At 49.9% G+C, this 15,888-nt stretch carries 13 protein-coding genes; 3 read left to right on the top strand and 10 right to left on the bottom strand.

The genetic code is table 11. From position 1 onward, the window contains the following. Positions 1-71 precede the first annotated feature (71 nt). The 6 genes from pyk to edd form a co-directional block, all read right to left on the bottom strand. Positions 72-1,508 carry a pyruvate kinase gene (gene pyk / locus P0078_RS19350; protein WP_282931530.1) on the bottom strand — a complete coding sequence of 479 codons (1,437 nt, stop codon included), beginning with the start codon at positions 1,506-1,508 and terminating at the stop codon, positions 72-74. Positions 1,509-1,625: 117 nt separating this feature from the next. Next, complete coding sequence (gap, locus tag P0078_RS19345; protein WP_282931529.1) at positions 1,626-2,660, bottom strand: type I glyceraldehyde-3-phosphate dehydrogenase; 1,035 nt, start codon at positions 2,658-2,660, stop codon at positions 1,626-1,628. Between the two features lie 73 nt (positions 2,661-2,733). After that, positions 2,734-3,360: a bifunctional 4-hydroxy-2-oxoglutarate aldolase/2-dehydro-3-deoxy-phosphogluconate aldolase gene (gene eda / locus P0078_RS19340; RefSeq protein WP_282931528.1), complete on the bottom strand. Its 627-nt coding sequence runs from the start codon at positions 3,358-3,360 to the stop codon at positions 2,734-2,736. Between the two features lie 21 nt (positions 3,361-3,381). Further along, positions 3,382-4,092 carry a 6-phosphogluconolactonase gene (gene pgl / locus P0078_RS19335; protein ID WP_282931527.1) on the bottom strand — a complete coding sequence of 237 codons (711 nt, stop codon included), beginning with the start codon at positions 4,090-4,092 and terminating at the stop codon, positions 3,382-3,384. Positions 4,093-4,161: 69 nt separating this feature from the next. Continuing rightward, positions 4,162-5,622: a glucose-6-phosphate dehydrogenase gene (zwf, locus tag P0078_RS19330; RefSeq protein WP_282931526.1), complete on the bottom strand. Its 1,461-nt coding sequence runs from the start codon at positions 5,620-5,622 to the stop codon at positions 4,162-4,164. Positions 5,623-5,675: 53 nt separating this feature from the next. Continuing rightward, positions 5,676-7,493 (bottom strand): phosphogluconate dehydratase, encoded by a 1,818-nt coding sequence (gene edd, locus P0078_RS19325; protein WP_282931525.1) that lies wholly within the window; start codon positions 7,491-7,493, stop codon positions 5,676-5,678. A gap of 825 nt (positions 7,494-8,318) precedes the next feature. Here edd and P0078_RS19320 point away from each other — a divergent pair. Further along, positions 8,319-9,362: a LacI family DNA-binding transcriptional regulator gene (locus tag P0078_RS19320; protein ID WP_282931524.1), complete on the top strand. Its 1,044-nt coding sequence runs from the start codon at positions 8,319-8,321 to the stop codon at positions 9,360-9,362. A gap of 29 nt (positions 9,363-9,391) precedes the next feature. On the opposite strand, the gene nagA is transcribed toward P0078_RS19320, so the two are convergent. Together nagA and nagB-II are read right to left on the bottom strand one after the other, a co-directional pair. After that, a complete protein-coding gene (gene nagA, locus P0078_RS19315) occupies positions 9,392-10,522 on the bottom strand; it encodes an N-acetylglucosamine-6-phosphate deacetylase (protein ID WP_282931523.1) in 1,131 nt (376 codons plus the stop codon). A 32-nt stretch (positions 10,523-10,554) separates the two neighbouring features. Then, entirely contained in the window at positions 10,555-11,553 is a 999-nt protein-coding gene (gene nagB-II / locus P0078_RS19310) for a glucosamine-6-phosphate deaminase NagB-II (protein ID WP_282931522.1), read from the bottom strand. Between the two features lie 266 nt (positions 11,554-11,819). On the opposite strand from nagB-II, the gene P0078_RS19305 reads away from it, so the two are divergent. Together P0078_RS19305 and P0078_RS19300 are read left to right on the top strand one after the other, a co-directional pair. Next, on the top strand, positions 11,820-12,686 hold the full coding sequence (locus P0078_RS19305; protein ID WP_282931521.1) for a DUF6279 family lipoprotein: 867 nt from the start codon (positions 11,820-11,822) through the stop codon (positions 12,684-12,686). 191 nt (positions 12,687-12,877) lie between these two features. Beyond that, complete coding sequence (locus P0078_RS19300; RefSeq protein ID WP_282931520.1) at positions 12,878-14,152, top strand: aspartate aminotransferase type Ic; 1,275 nt, start codon at positions 12,878-12,880, stop codon at positions 14,150-14,152. 83 nt (positions 14,153-14,235) lie between these two features. Here the strand turns inward: P0078_RS19300 and P0078_RS19295 are convergent, their stop codons facing one another. Together P0078_RS19295 and P0078_RS19290 are read right to left on the bottom strand one after the other, a co-directional pair. Further along, entirely contained in the window at positions 14,236-15,459 is a 1,224-nt protein-coding gene (locus P0078_RS19295) for a bifunctional lysophospholipid acyltransferase family protein/GNAT family N-acetyltransferase (RefSeq protein ID WP_282931519.1), read from the bottom strand. Continuing rightward, complete coding sequence (locus P0078_RS19290; protein WP_282931518.1) at positions 15,410-15,754, bottom strand: lysophospholipid acyltransferase family protein; 345 nt, start codon at positions 15,752-15,754, stop codon at positions 15,410-15,412. The genes P0078_RS19295 and P0078_RS19290 overlap by 50 nt, the downstream gene beginning before the upstream one ends. Between the last annotated feature and the right edge of the window lie 134 nt (positions 15,755-15,888).

Raw genomic sequence — 15,888 nt, 5'->3', positions numbered from 1 at the left:
TATAGAAAGGAAAGGGGCTTAACTGGCCCAGGGTCCTATCTGTAAGAAACCTGGGCCGCATATCAGAAGCCTTATTCGATCTCTTTAATCCGCATAGAATTGGTATGTCCACCCATATTCAGGCGTTCACCCTGGGTGATCAGCACTCGCTGTCCCTTTTGCAAGTCGATTCGAGAGTTTAAGACCTCGATAACCGCTTCGGTTAAATGCCCTAGGGGAACAGACGCTGGATCAAAGCTCACCGTCTCTACACCTCTGAGCAGCACTAGCTGACGAGCAATTCGAGGGTGCCGGGTCAATGCATAAATCGGCAGGCGGGTATTTGCACGAGACATCATTCGCGGCGTACGGCCCGACTCAGTCAGTGCGGCCACGGCACAGAGGTTTTCTACTCGCGTTGCTACGTCAATCGCCGCCTGGGCAATTACTGTGTCGATCAACGGCGAGGAACCCTGGTCATTTTCAGTGTATGGAACACTGCCCAAATACTGTTCAGCGCCAATAATAACATCGCTCATGGATTCCACAGCGGCAACCGGATAATCACCCGCTGCAGTTTCCGCAGACAGCATAACTGCGTCAGTACCATCCAGCACCGCATTGGCAACATCCATTACTTCTGCGCGTGTAGGAGTCGGGCTGGTAATCATCGACTCCATCATTTGTGTCGCCGTGATTACGCCACGATTGAGAGCATTTGCGCGGTTGATCAGTTTTTTCTGCACCCCGACCAAAGCGGGATCACCGATCTCTACACCCAAGTCACCGCGAGCTACCATGATCGCATCGGAAGCCAGAATCAGGCTGTCCATTTGCTCATCGTCGGCAACGGCTTCCGCCCTTTCAACTTTGGCGACGATCGCCGCTTGGCTGCCAGCCTCTGCCATGGCCTTACGGGCAGTATCCAGGTCTTCTGCGCAGCGAGGGAAACTGACCGCAAGAAAATCCACTTCGAGATCTGCCGCCAGCTTGATATCCCGGTAGTCCTTTTCTGTCAGTGCAGGGGCAGACAGGCCGCCGCCCAACAAGTTAATGCCCTTATTGTTCGATAGCTTACCGCCTTGTAAAACTCGACAGTAAAGTTTGCTGGGAGTCGTTCCGGTTACTTCCAGGCGAATCTTGCCATCATCTAACAACAGGATATTGCCGGACTGGCAATCACTAATCAGGCTGGGATAGTCCACACCTACACGATGTTCATCTCCTCCTTCAACCGGGCAATCCAGGTCGAGGGTAAATTCATCATTGTTTTCCAGCTGCACGCTGCCTTTGGCAAAGCGGGCAATACGGATTTTAGGCCCCTGTAAATCCCCCAATACCGCAACAATTTTCCCCTGTGCTTCGGCGGCGTTGCGCACTTCAGTGACACGGCGACGGTGATCTTCTGCCGATCCGTGGGAAAAGTTCAGGCGCACTACATTCACCCCAGCACGAATCATTTCGTCGATTACGCGCGGTTTATCTGTACCTGGGCCCAGGGTTGCTACGATTTTTGTATGGCGAATCATAAGATCCCGTCATCTAATAAATTGAAAAGAAGGTTCAGAGGGCTATCAAACAGGAATTCTATGTCCATTTAATGGCCCTCAGTAATTGAATTACCAAAATATGGTGAATGAGGGGAGTTAAGCAGACTCTGCAACCGGCTGACTCAGTTGGAGCGTCTCAGCCATGGCCAGACTGGTATCCAGCATGCGGTGGGAGAAGCCCCACTCGTTATCGTACCAGGCCATTACTTTAACCAGGTTTCCATTCACGCGTGTGTGGTTGGCATCAAAGTGACTGGATGCACTGGTGTGGTTGAAGTCCACAGAAACCAGGGGCTGATCACAGTAGGTCAGAACACCGCCGCTCGCCTGAGCAGCTTCTTGCATGATCTGATTCACTTCTTCAGCGGTAGTGTCGCGGCCGGCAATAAACTGGCAGTCCACCAGGGATACATTGCTTACCGGTACACGGACAGCCATACCATCGAGGCGCCCTTTCAGTTCAGGTAATACCAGACCCACTGCTGCAGCTGCACCAGTTTTGGTTGGGATCATATTGTCCGCTGCGGCACGTGCCCGGTAAATATCTGAGTGTACAGCATCCTGGGTATTCTGGTCGTTGGTGTAGGCGTGTACGGTGGTCATAAAGCCACGCTCAATACCCAATTCACGATGCAGTGCTTGAGCCACTGGCGCCAGGCAGTTGGTAGTGCAGGACGCGTTGGAAACTACACGGTGATCGCTAGTGAGGTTGCTGTCATTCACACCATAAACAACGGTAAGGTCCGCATCTTTTGATGGAGCTGAAATCAGTACTGCAGCAGCGCCGGCTTCAATGTGAGCTGAAGCGGAAGCACGGTCGGTAAAGCGGCCAGTACACTCCAGCACCAAATCTACTCCCAGTTGCTTCCAAGGCAATTTGGATGGGTCCCGCTCCTGGCAAACCTGAACTCGATCACCACCGATAACCAGTGCATCACCGTCGACTTTGACGTCTGTACCAAATCGCCCATGAATAGTATCGAACCGTGTCAGGTGAGCATTAGAAGCTACCGGGGCGAGATCATTAATTGCAACCAGTTGAACACGATCGCTGTAGCCTGACTCATAAATGGCTCGGGTGACATTTCTACCGATACGACCGTAACCATTGATGGCAATTTTAATTTTCATCTCGCTTTACCCTCTTTATATACTATTGGTATTCCAAGCAGCACCCACTCAAGGGTGCTCCATACCGAGTGTTTTATTTCAATTCAGAAGCTTGTTTTGCCAGGCGAGTAATTTCAGCCCAGTTTTGTTCACGGACCAGAGCATTACTCGCCATCCAGGAACCGCCGACACAAACCACATTGTCCAATGCCAGGAAATCAGGGGCATTTTGCGGGCCTATGCCTCCGGTGGGGCAAAAGCGAACGTCCTGCAGCGGGCCACCAATAGATTTCAGCATTGGTACTCCACCTGCTGCCTGCGCGGGGAAAAATTTCTGGTAGCGATAGCCTCGCTCAAATAAGCGCATAACTTCTGAAACGCTAGCAGCACCGGGCAGCAGAGGTACTTCACTGCCTTCTGCCGCTTCTAGCAAACGATCGGTTGCGCCAGGGCTCACCATAAAGCTGGCACCGGCATCGATAGAACGACGCAGATCATCACCATTGAGTACGGTGCCGGTTCCCACATGGGCTTCCGGCAAGTGTTTTGCAATTTGTTCAACAACTTCCAGGGCTGCCTCAGTGCGCAGGGTAACTTCAAGTACCTTCAGGCCACCTTCAATCAAAGCACCGGCAAGAGGGAGGGCGTCTTCAACTTTATCTACAACCAGTACTGGGACAACGCCAGCCACCTGCAAAATCTCGGCGATATTTTTCTGCATCAGTTAATTCCAAATCTTTCGTTAAGGTGCCCAGTAAACAGTGACTGGTTTTAGCCCCTGCTTGAGAATACTGCGCACCGGCATTTCTAACTCATCACTGCCGAGCAATGCCTCGCGATAAACTTTTAGTTTTTCTTCACCAGTGATCAACAACTTGATATTGCGCGATTGCACAATTGCGCTCAGGGTTAAAGTCATACGCTCTGTATTGGAGCCGGTAACTTCACTTTGATTGGCAATAATTGCACTGCACAACTTTTCTGATTCAGGATTTAGTGCATCCTGTAAGCCCTGCGCATGGGGAAAAAGTGATGCGGTGTGGCCGTCACTACCCATACCCAGCAGACAAACATCAAACGGCTTTTGCAGCTCGCTGTAAGCGCGCTCACAAGCTTCTTCACCTTCTACGGCCGTTGTATGTGAGTTTTTCATTCCTAGAAAATTGGCTTTAGCGCCATAGTTCTGCAAGAGTGATTTCTCAATAAATGCTGCATTACTACCGCTGTGGTTTTTTTCCACCCAGCGCTCATCAACGAGAGCTGCTGTAATTTGTGACCACGGAAGTGGACGTCTGGATAACTCACGATAAACCGGCTCCGGAGTACTGCCACCCGATACCAGGAAGTTTGCGTGACCGTTTTCTTTAATACCTTTTTGCAATTCGCTGGCGCAGTCGTGGGCTAGGGCCTGGACCAGGCGCTCGCGATCTTGGAAAAACTTTTCTTCAGCCATGGATCATTCCATTTGTCTTCATGGAAACGGTCGTAATGTCGTGGAGACTTACGCCCGTTTCTCAGGTTATTACTGCGCGTTAAACCAGTGACGGTCACTGCGTGACAACAATTTGTCTGCCTCTTCCGGCCCCCAGCTACCTGCGGGATAGGGCTGAGGCTGATTTTCAGTTTCGCGCCAGTGGTCAATAATTGGATCAACCCAAGCCCAGGCAGCGGCAACCTCGTCACGGTGGATAAACAGCGCGGGGTTATTTGCTGCTGCATCCAGCATCAGGCGCTTATAAGCATCGCTACGGAAGCTGTCATAAGTATCTGAGAGGGTTAAATTTAATTCAGCTGGTTGCAGCTCGGTGGTGAGGCTGTCCATTTTTTTCGCCATCAAAACCAGCTTGATACTCTCTTCAGGCTGTAGTCGGATGACCAAACGATTGGGGACAATTTTTCCGGCAGATTCTTCGTATACATGGTGAGATACGTTTTTGTACTGAACCACAATTTCAGCACAACGCTTTTCCATACGCTTGCCAGTGCGCAGGTAAAAGGGTACCCCGGCCCAACGCCAGCTATCGATATGTGCACGAATTGCAACAAAGGTTTCGGTTAAGCTGGTTCCACCGTCAAGTTCATCGAGGTAACCAGGTACCTCACTGCCATTGATTTCACCGGCGACATATTGGCCGCGCACCACATTCTCATCGACCAAATTGCCGGTGAGCGGACGCAATGCTTCCAGTACCTTAATTTTTTCTGCACGGATATTCTTCGCCGACATACTGTTGGGAGATTCCATAGCGATAAGGCATAGCAGTTGCAGCAGGTGGTTTTGCACCATATCCCGCATAGCACCAGTTTCATCATAAAAACCCGCACGCCCTTCAAGACCTACGGTTTCTGAAATACTGATCTGGATATGATCAATAGTTTTTGCATCCCAAAGATGCTCAAACAGTACATTGCTAAAACGCAGTGCAAGAAGGTTTTGGACAGTTTCCTTACCGAGATAGTGATCGATACGGAAGATACTATCTTCCGGGAAGTAACTGGCAATTTTACTGTTAATTTCATCAGAGGTTTGGGCGTTATAGCCCAGCGGTTTTTCCACAACAACTCTGGAATTTTCAGTAATCAGTCCTTTTAAGGAGAGGTTTTCACAGCAGGGGCCAAATACTGCCGGCGGAATTGCCAGGTAGAAGATGCGAACCCGTTCAGGGTCAGTACCGAGAATTTCTGCCAAATGATCCCACTGGGCGTCCGGTACGGCGATATCCAATGTGACGGGGCAAAGCAATTGGCTAAATTGGTCCCAGCTCGAAGCACAGTACTCGCCCTCACGAAGATACTTTTGTAGAGCCTGGTGGGCTGTTTCGGTATATTGATCAATATCTGATTGACGGCGGCACACCGGAAGGATGCGACAGCCTTCAATCAAGCTGCCCTCTCTAAATGCTCGGTAAAGTGCCGGTAGCAACTTGCGTAGTGCAAGGTCTCCGCCTCCACCAAATAACACCATATCAAAAGGGTTAATCATAAATTTTGCTCTGAGATCGTTCTTGTCTCGGAGCCTTACTGGCTCCGCAATAATCAATAAAGAATGCTTGCACCTGTCTCTGCACCGCTGGCAAGCCCGCGCATATTAGCGAATAGTTCACGGCCGGTACCACGGGCACTTGCCGAAAGATCACACTGAGCCGGTTCGCGAGCATTAAATTCAGCTTCGTCTACCAGTACGCGCAAAACGCCAGCCTCTGAATCAAGTTCAATCATGTCACCCTCTTGCACCTTGGCAATTGCACCGCCTTCTACGGCTTCCGGTGACATATGAATGGCAGCCGGCACTTTCCCTGATGCGCCGGACATACGCCCGTCTGTGACTAGCGCCACTTTAAAGCCACGATCCTGTAGCACCCCCAACGTGGGAGTCAGCTTGTGCAGTTCCGGCATACCGTTGGCTCGAGGCCCCTGGAATCTCACTACAGCTACAAAGTCGCGCTCTAACTCACCAGCTTTGAAACGTTTAAGCAGGTCGTCCTGGTTATCCAGAACAATGGCGGGCGCCTTCACTTTGAGGTGCTCGGATTTAACCGCAGACACTTTGATTACACTGCGACCAAGGTTTCCTTCGAGAAGCTGCAAACCGCCATGTTGGGAGAAAGGATCAGAGGCCGGACGAATTACCGTCGTATCGCCGCTCTCCTCTGGAGTTGGCTTCCACACTACCCCGGTTGCATCGCCGCTCAAGAAGGGATCTTCGCAGTAGGGTTCGAGTCCGGAATTACCGAGTACGGTATGAACATCATCGTGTAAAAGACCCGCTGAGCGAAGTTCGCGGATCAGGAATTGCATACCGCCAGCTGCAGCAAAATGATTGATATCAGCTGTGCCATTCGGGTACACATGACACAGCAGTGGCACCACTTCGGAAAGATCAGCCATGTCCTGCCAAGTCAACTGAATACCTGCTGCACGCGCCATCGCAATAAGGTGCAATGTGTGGTTTGTGGATCCACCGGTAGCGAGCAATCCCACCACTCCGTTGACGAATGCTTTTTCGGTAAGAATTTTAGCTACCGAAGTGTGCTCGCTCGGTTCAGTAATTTTTACCAATTGCGCCACAGCAGCTTCGTTTAATGCTGAGCGCAAATCGGTACCGGGGTTTACGAAGGAACTGCCGGGCAATTGCAGTCCCATAATTTCTACCAACATCTGGTTACTGTTGGCAGTGCCGTAAAAGGTGCAGGTGCCGGCACTGTGATAGGAAGCACTTTCAGCTTCCAATAGTTCAGAACGCCCTACTTTTCCTTCAGCATACAGCTGGCGAACCCGGACTTTCTCCGCATTCGACAAGCCGGTGGGCATTGGACCCGCAGGTACAAAAATTGAAGGCAGATGACCAAAAGACAGTGCACCGATAACCAGGCCAGGGACAATTTTGTCGCAGATGCCCAGGAATATGGCCCCTTCAAAAACATCGTGGGAGAGGGCGATCGCAGTGGACATAGCAATCACATCCCGTGAAAACAGGCTGAGCTCCATACCGGCACGCCCTTGGGTCACCCCATCGCACATTGCGGGCACGCCGCCGGCAACCTGAGCCGTAGCGCCATTGCGAGCAGCAGCCTCTTTCAATTGAGCGGGATAAGCACCATAGGGCTGGTGTGCAGACAGCATATCGTTATAGGCATTAACGATACCCAGATTCGGTCCACGCCCGGAGGCGATTAACTCTTTATCACTTTCCGGGGATGCGGCTATTGCATGGGCCAGGTTCCCGCAGGACACATGAGCCGCAGCCCGACCTTCAATATGCGCTTTCTCAACCTGCGCCAAATACTCTGCACGAGTTTCTTCGCTGCGCTTAATGATACGTTCGGTAACGGCCTGAACCTTGCTGTGAACCATGACTATTCCGTATTAACTCTGTTGAGGCGGTCTCCGCAGGCAAAAACCACCAGGGTCACATTTCAGTGGCATTTGCCACTTGTGATTGTCTTTCCGTGAAGGGCCTTTCGGCCGAATGGCTCCCACTTCAACCCTTTGGTTGTAGTGCCATTGAAGTCCCATTGCCCAATGGGAAATCTGAAACCTGAGGAACAAATTTGCTTCACAGGGCCAGAGGCAAATCACTCATCCCACGATTAAGCCCTTTGCAAGACTGCCTCTGGAACTTGTTAGGGAAACTCTGTTGTCAGGCAAAAATCTCTCTTCCGAGCCCTTTACCCGCCGTAGAACTGAATGTTAGTGATCCAACAATGCCGGAACCTCCTCCCCAGGGCAGTGGTAGAAGTTTCTTACACCGACCTGAGCAATTCACTCAGCTTGTAGCCACTCAATCTTATTGACGCACATTATGTAGTTAAACTACAAGATTTTTCAAGAGCCACCACAAAGTCATTGAGGGTGGTCAGTATGGTGAAGGAAGAGATCACACTTTTCCGGCGTAAAAATCATCATTCAGCCGAAAAACTGGAACTGAAAGGCGCATAATAGTCATTATATTGGAGTGCAATCTCTCATTTAATGTAGAATTTTTACAGATAGGTTACGGGATGTAGAGTCGGCTCGAAAGACAGGATAAAAAACTACAAGGCTCTTTTAGAAAAGAAAGACGTGTCAGTCATAAAACTTACAGCGGGCTTATAACTGTTAAAATCCCATCTCCTAACAATACTTATCTTGTCGATACCCTCAGTTCCAAGTCACGGCTCAGATAGAACCAGTTGATGTATGAAAGTCACGATTAATGATGTTGCAGAATGCGCGGGCGTATCTATCAAAACCGTGTCCCGGGTGATCAATAATGAACCCTCTGTACGTGCTGCCACACGGCAAAAAGTGCTCGATGCGGTGAAAACCCTGAACTACACACCCAATCTCGCTGCACGGAACCTGGCGGGAACCCATACCTATTCCATCGCATTTATTTATGACAATCCTAATGCCTATTACGTTATCGACATGCAAAACGGCATATTGGAGGCTTGCAGATCCAAAGGATATGAACTGCTTATCCACCCATGCGATTCAAATTCCCCAGTTATCCTCAGCGATTTAAATAAACTAGTTGAGCACGGCAAGGTAGCCGGCCTAGTCCTGACCCCACCTTTCTCGGAGTCACCCGCTTTTCTCGAAACACTCAAATCCATGAATGTGGAGTTTGTGCGAATAGCTTCCTCTCGCATCAGCCATGAGATAGAAGAAAACTCCATACAAATCGATGACCGGCAAGCTGCTTTTAATATTACCCAGCACCTACTCTCCCTCGGACACAAACGCATCGCTTATTTGAGTGGAGGCGAGGAGCACCTCTCCACTTTAGAGCGCCAACAAGGTTACTGTCAGGCACTTGAAGGGGCAGGAATAACCGTAGACCGACAACTGATTATTGACGGTGAATATTCATTTGAATCTGGTGAAAGCAACGCAAAGAAGATCCTGCGCGGTGATAGTGTACCCTCGGCAATATTTGCCGCAAACGATGAAATTGCAGCGGGGGCTTTATTCGCTGCCCGTATGTTAGAGATTGATGTCCCTGGACAGGTTTCTATCGCCGGATTTGAGGACAGCCCATTCTCCCGGCAAACCTGGCCCAAACTCACTACTGCGTGCCAACCAAATAAGAAAATTGCACACTCCGCTGCAGAGTTATTGCTCAAGAGAATTCAAAGTAAAAGCGCAAAAGCAAATGGCTCTGCAGCAAAGGGTGAAATTCAACGCAGTTTCACCCCCGAGTTAATTATTCGGCAATCCACCGGACCCTCGCCGGAATAATTGTGTAAACTTGCTCTAGGTGCTGAAAGCTAATGCCTCCGAAATACCTCGCGGCCTTGACTCCAAGTTCTACTCACTTGCAACCCTTCATCTAACAGAACCATATCGGCACGGGCGCCCTCAGTAATTATTCCTGACCCCAAGCCTATAAATTGTGCCGGGTACAAACTTGCCATACGCAATGCTTCTTGCAATTCAACCCCGCACCAGTCGCAAATATTTCTCACCGCGCCGATCATATCCAAATGCGAGCCTGCCAACTCTCCAGTACTGGAGGTCAGCTTATCCCCCTCCCGCGTGACCACTCGATCAAACAGGGGGAAGCTGATTTCATCACTACCCACCAATGACATCGCATCGGTTACCAGTAATAACTTGCCGCGAGGCTTTGCCTTTAAAGCCAATGCCATTGCGCCAGGACTCACGTGGTGCCCATCGGCAATCAACCCACACCAAGCGTCATCGCGAATCAGTGCCGTTCCCACCATACCCGGCTCACGGGAATGAAGCGGGGACATTGCGTTATATAGATGGGTAAATCCCGTTGCGCCGGCATCCAATGCGGCCTCAACCGTGTCAGCACACGCATTCGAATGCCCCAAGCAAACATGAACCCCCAGAGAAACTAACTTCCGGATGTCGGATACTGCAACACATTCTGGCGCCAGGGTAACCAACCGTATTCCCAGGTCCTCCCTGGCGTAGAGGGACAACTCTTCATCACTCAAATGACGAATAAAGCCCTGCTCATGGGTACCTTTTTTGGCCTCACTTAAATGCGGCCCTTCAAAATGTATACCGGTTACCCCAGGGACATCGCTGGAGATCGCTTCACTTACTGCATCGGCAGCCCGCTGCATCACGGGCAAACTATCTGTGATCAAGGTAGGCAGGAATGCACTGGTACCGAACTGGCGATGAGCTTCACTTATTTTTTGAAGAGCAGAAACAGTGGGGTCCTGATTGAACAGCACACCTCCACCGCCATTGACCTGAATATCAATAAAACCTGGAACCAATAGACCCGGTAAACGTTCCGCGCTGGAACTCACACCTCCACCCACCGAAGAAATTATTCCACTGTCACCAACAGTGACGGCAATCTCCGAGAGAATACGCTCGCCATCAAAGAGCCTTTCAGCAATCAGGGTAACCCCCACTTTCCCCTCCCAAATACTATTCTCTGTTTTATTCAGACGGTCTGAGTGACCTTCTTTAAACCCACCGGCTCATCGGGATTAATCCCCCGACTTACCGCCACGTGGGCTACATCAATATAAAAGCGTTGCAAAAGTGCCAATGGGGCCACTCTAGGATGAACCCCCTTACTCGGCACATGCAAGTTAATCAGTGCCGCCCCTCGCCGCCGGATTTCATCAATCTGCTGACTGTGAGTGGGGAATGATTCATCTTCAATAGGAACGTTCACCACCGTCAACTTTCCCTCAACCAAGGTGACAGGGCCATGCAAGAATTCTGCACTGGAATATGATTCCGCATGAATATTGCACACTTCTTTTAACTTAAGTGCCAGCTCCCGGGTAATCCCATAACCCGGCCCTCGCCCCAATACCACTAGGTTTTGTACTGAGGCCAGATTCTCTGGTCGCAATTGAATTTCTGCCCGCACTGCGGTCTTGAGCGTTTCCGGCAACTTTTCCAATGCAGTACAAAGGGCGGTATCCTGTGTCCAGTTAGCAACCATCTGCAATATGGCGGACAAGGTTGCCAGATAACTCTTCGTAGCTGCCACCGCTTTTTCCGGGCCGGCTTTTAGCGGGATAACCAAGTCGACCACATCTTTGATTGGCGCGTCTTCATCGTTAAGTAAAGCCACTGTATAAGCGCCTTGCTCTCTTGCCATGCGCGCTTGCGCCAGGATATCTGGACTTCTCCCGGACTGGGAAATAACGATAACCAGCGCATCATTAAGCTTTAACGTACGTCCATAGACACTGGAGACCGATGGCGCCGCAGCAAAAGTTGGAGTACCAGTTTCAATCTCTATCAGGTACTTGGCAAACACTCCCGCATGATCAGAAGATCCTCTCCCCACAATCATCACGAAGCGAGGAGGCGTCTGACGCAGGCGCTCCCCCAAGCGAGACATTATTGTGGCATTGGAATGCAGCTGTTCAGCAATCCTATCCGGCGCCTCACGAGCTTCAGCCTCCATAACCGTGGTAACCATAATACGACCCGTCTAACTCACTCAAAATACGGTCCCAGGCTCCTCACTGATACCCGGCCCCATCAATCAGTCTATGCCTAGCCGTACACTCTCCTGGTTAATTGGCGTCAATAGTCTTCCTTGCTTGACTACAAATAACCAAGAACTCTCCCGCCAACAAAAAACCCTATATCTGTCACAGGAGAATGGGTATTCGCTATACCTTTTTAATCTATGCTTAAGGCACCCCTGTCAGTCGCTGCCGATCAGAGCTATAGGAAGGATCAATGCCCCAAACCCCGGGCAGTTTCACCGCACAAAAGTGGCACCTAATCATTCTTTTGGTAGTGGCAAGCTTACTTAGCAGCTGCTCCAGCATCCAATTTGCCTATAACAACATCGACTATTGGATACGCTGGAAGCTTCACGATTATGTGGACTTGAATTCTCAGCAGGAACTGGAATTTCAAGGAGCCCTCAATAGTTTTTTTCACTGGCATCGGCAGACACAACTTCCCAAATATGCCAACTTTCTCACTCAACTGGCAGACAAAGTAGATCAGGGGCAGCTGGAAGATCCTCAGCTGGGTCCTGCTGAAGATGAGGTCCGCCACTTCATTAGTAGCGCCAGTAATAATGCGTTTAACCTGATACTTCCTATAGCGGCACAACTAACACCACAGCAAATTGACCGGCTACAACACAACCTGATAAAAAAGCAAAAGAAAACACTGGAAAAATGGCAGCGCTCACCCTGGAAAGTCCAACGTCGTCGCGACCGACAAATTCGCAAGGAGAGCAGGCGCTGGCTGGGAAGCTTGACCGATCAGCAGAAGCAGTTGATTGCAGCTTGGGTCAAGCAAGTAGAGTACAACCCGGTTCTGCGCAATGAGCAACAGCAGATCTGGCAAAGTCATGCTATCGAGCTGCTGCGGCAGAAGCCTGATGGATATCTTGAGAAATTGCGAAGTTTGCTGGAAAACCCCGAACAGCTGTGGACAGATGAATACCGCAAGGCCCAAGAGCAACGCAAAATCCAGGCCCGGGAGTTAGGAGAGGAGATTTTATCCAGCACCAGTCCTACACAACGTCGCCACCTAAGTAAAACTCTACGGGACTACGCCCAGGACTTTCGCACCCTATCCAGTGAGTAAAGATCCCTTTATTTCAAAATATTATCGCAGGGACAACTAGTGGAGTAGTTGATCTAACCAATCAGAGACCTATCATAGTTGCTGACACTTAGATTCAATAGAAACTAATTTCCATTTGCGATTTCCTGCTGACGAAACCGCCTCTAGACTGATAAGCTCGCCAACTCAAGTTACCAGCCAGGGGAATCCAAGTGCATATTGAGTCCGCCACACAGGAACAGCTGATTGAGTGGGAACAGGAATTAAGCGGCCACTACGACAAAATCTGCCAACATGAGTTAAGCCTGGATATCACACGTGGAAAACCCTCGGCGGAGCAATTAAAACTTTCTGATAAACTTGATGGCATTCTTTCCGGTGATTATCGGGCAGCCGATGGTACAGACACTCGCAACTACGGTGGCTTAATCGGCCTGACTTGCGCAAGAGAGCTTGGAGCTGAAATGCTTCAGGTACCCGTCAATGAGGTTATCGCTGGGGGAAACAGCTCTCTCACGCTGATGTATCACGCCGTTGTCACTGGTTACCTTTTTGGCTTTGCAGGCAACACTCCTTGGCGCAAACTGAAAGCTCCCAAATTCCTCTGCCCTGTTCCCGGCTATGACCGCCACTTTACTATTTGTGAGCAACTGGGCATCGAAATGATAAATGTGCCCATGGGAGAGCATGGCCCCGACATGGAGCTTATTGAAAAGCTCGTGCGCCAAGATGAAGAAATTGTTGGTATCTGGTGCGTCCCCAAGTTTTCAAATCCGACAGGAGTCACTTACAGCAAGGAGACTATAGAAAGATTGGCGCAGTTGGGGCAAATTGCCGGCGCCGGTTTCCGAATATTCTGGGACAATGCCTACTCAGTGCATGACTTTGGCAGCTACGTGAACCTGCCGAATATTCGTACTGCGACCCTGGAAAATGATACCGCAGACTCCGTATTACAGTTTGCCTCAACTTCAAAGGTCTCTCACGCTGGTGCAGGGGTTGCATTCGTTAGTGCCAGCCAGGCAAACCTGGACTCCCTCAAGGCACAAATGCAGGCAATGACTATCGGGCCCGACAAAGTCAATCAACTGCGACATTCGCGATTTTTCACTGAATATACCAGTTTGACAGAACATATGCGTAAGCATGCAGATATTCTTCGCCCGAAGTTTGAGTGTGTTCTGGAGCACTTACACAATGCCCTAGCCGATGCAAATATGGGCAGTTGGGAAAAGCCCGCTGGGGGCTATTTTGTTTCCTTTAATACTCTTCCAGGTTGTGCAAAAGCAGTGGTAAAAATGGCTGCGGATGCTGGGGTAAAATTAACACCTGCCGGCGCGACCTTCCCTTATGGTAAGGACCCTGAGGACAGCAATATTCGAATTGCGCCCAGCTTCCCACCACTGGAAGAGCTGGATACGGCAATGTCTATTTTTGTTCTCTGTGTCAAACTGGTGAGCTTGCGTAAAAAGCTTGGCAAGATTTAACAAATCCAAATGCCCAGGAAAATTTCCTGAATCATTAAAAAGGCAGCTTAAAGCTGCCTTTTTAATTAGTGATATCTTCACAATCAGGCACCTAAATAGCGCCTAGCAAACTTCTCATCTACTTTGGATAAATCAACAACGACCAGCCCATCCACAGCATCGCAAAAATCCGGGTCAATATTAAATGCGTGGAAACTGGTTCCGCCTGGTTTGGTAACAGAAGCATACTTTTTAAATAAGGGAGGCAGCATGACGCCCTCCTCGCGCAAAACCTGCTTCAACTGACGCATATCTGACACCGAATTTCCAAGTAGTTCAGGCAACTCAGATTGTGCTTCCGGGAATGGCAGTCGAGCATCCCCCAAGGAGTTTTCAGGAGCAAAATAATGGGAAAAATAGCGCACAATGGCGGACTTAGCTCTCACTGAGAACGTACCTGGCATTGATACCGGGCCAAACAGGTAACGTACTTTATTACGCAAAACCCACTGCCCAATAGCACTCCAAAGTAGATCTAGCCCCCTTCCCCTCCAATAGTCCGGCAACAGAAAACTACGCCCCAGCTCAGCGGACTCTGGCAAGCACTGACGAGGGGGCTGCGGATAATTAAATAATGTACTGCTGTAAACTTCATCCGCTGAGAGCGTCTCAGTTGCCGCTATGCGGTAGGCCCCAGCAATCTGACGATTTTCAGTATCCCACAACAACAGGTGGTCGTAATGAGCATCGAACGCATCCCAATCCCGGCTCTGCCCAGTCCCCTCTCCCACTGCGCGAAATGCAATTTCTCTTACTCTGGCCAATTCTCGCATAACAGGGCAATCCGCTTTCTGCCGATATAAACGCACAGAAAAATTATCCGATTCAGACAGTGACACACAGGACTCCACCACCCGCGCCACTTCCTCTTCTGGTTCTGCCTCGACAATTAATTCTGGCCCCAAAGGAACGGGGGAACGATGCAATTGATAAACATGTTTACGCCACAGGGCGGCTTTAGCACGAGGAGTAAGAGGCCAACTGTGAAAATGTTCAGTTTCCAGTGGCCGTCCTATACGAATATCGATACTACGGCTAGCTTGTTTAAACATCTCCCTGATCAACCATAAAGTTGAGAGAGGTTTATTCAACATGGAGAGGCCATAGAACCACCAGGAATTTCTACCCTGCACCTGTACTGGCAATATCGGCGCGTTAGTTTTTTCCGCAAAGCGAACAAAACCCGGGTTCCAACGACCATCGCGAACGCCCTGGGGGTTAGCCTGGATACCTCGCCCGCCGGAAAAATAATAATCGCCCCCCTTCACCTAAGTGGTTATATATACCTTCAATATCCGCTCGGCGGGTATGTCCATTAAAATTATCTACAGGTAACAAGCAGGAACGCAGAGGTTTTATATTCCATAATAATTGGCTCGCCACAGCGCGTACGTCCCGACGTACTCGCGCCACCATGTCGATAAGTGCTAACCCATCCAAGCTCCCCAATGGGTGATTGGAAACAATTACCAGCGGCCCGTTCGTAGGGACACGAGCTAATTCCGACGGATTTAATTCGTAGCGAAAATTAAGGTCATCAAAAATTTGGCGAATAAAATCCACCCCCCAAGGTGGGGATAGCTACTGGTAAATTCCTGCAGCTGCTCTTCACAGCAGATTTTTTTAACTGTGGCTGAAACCAGTTTTCGCGTGGGTTTTTGCGGACCTGCACTATACCAGGAATTTTTCTGCAAAAG

The sequence above is a fragment of the Microbulbifer sp. VAAF005 genome (assembly GCF_030012985.1).
GTDB lineage: Bacteria > Pseudomonadota > Gammaproteobacteria > Pseudomonadales > Cellvibrionaceae > Microbulbifer.
The sequence above is the reverse complement of the archived record's forward strand: the minus strand, read 5'-3'. Positions and strand labels throughout refer to the sequence as shown.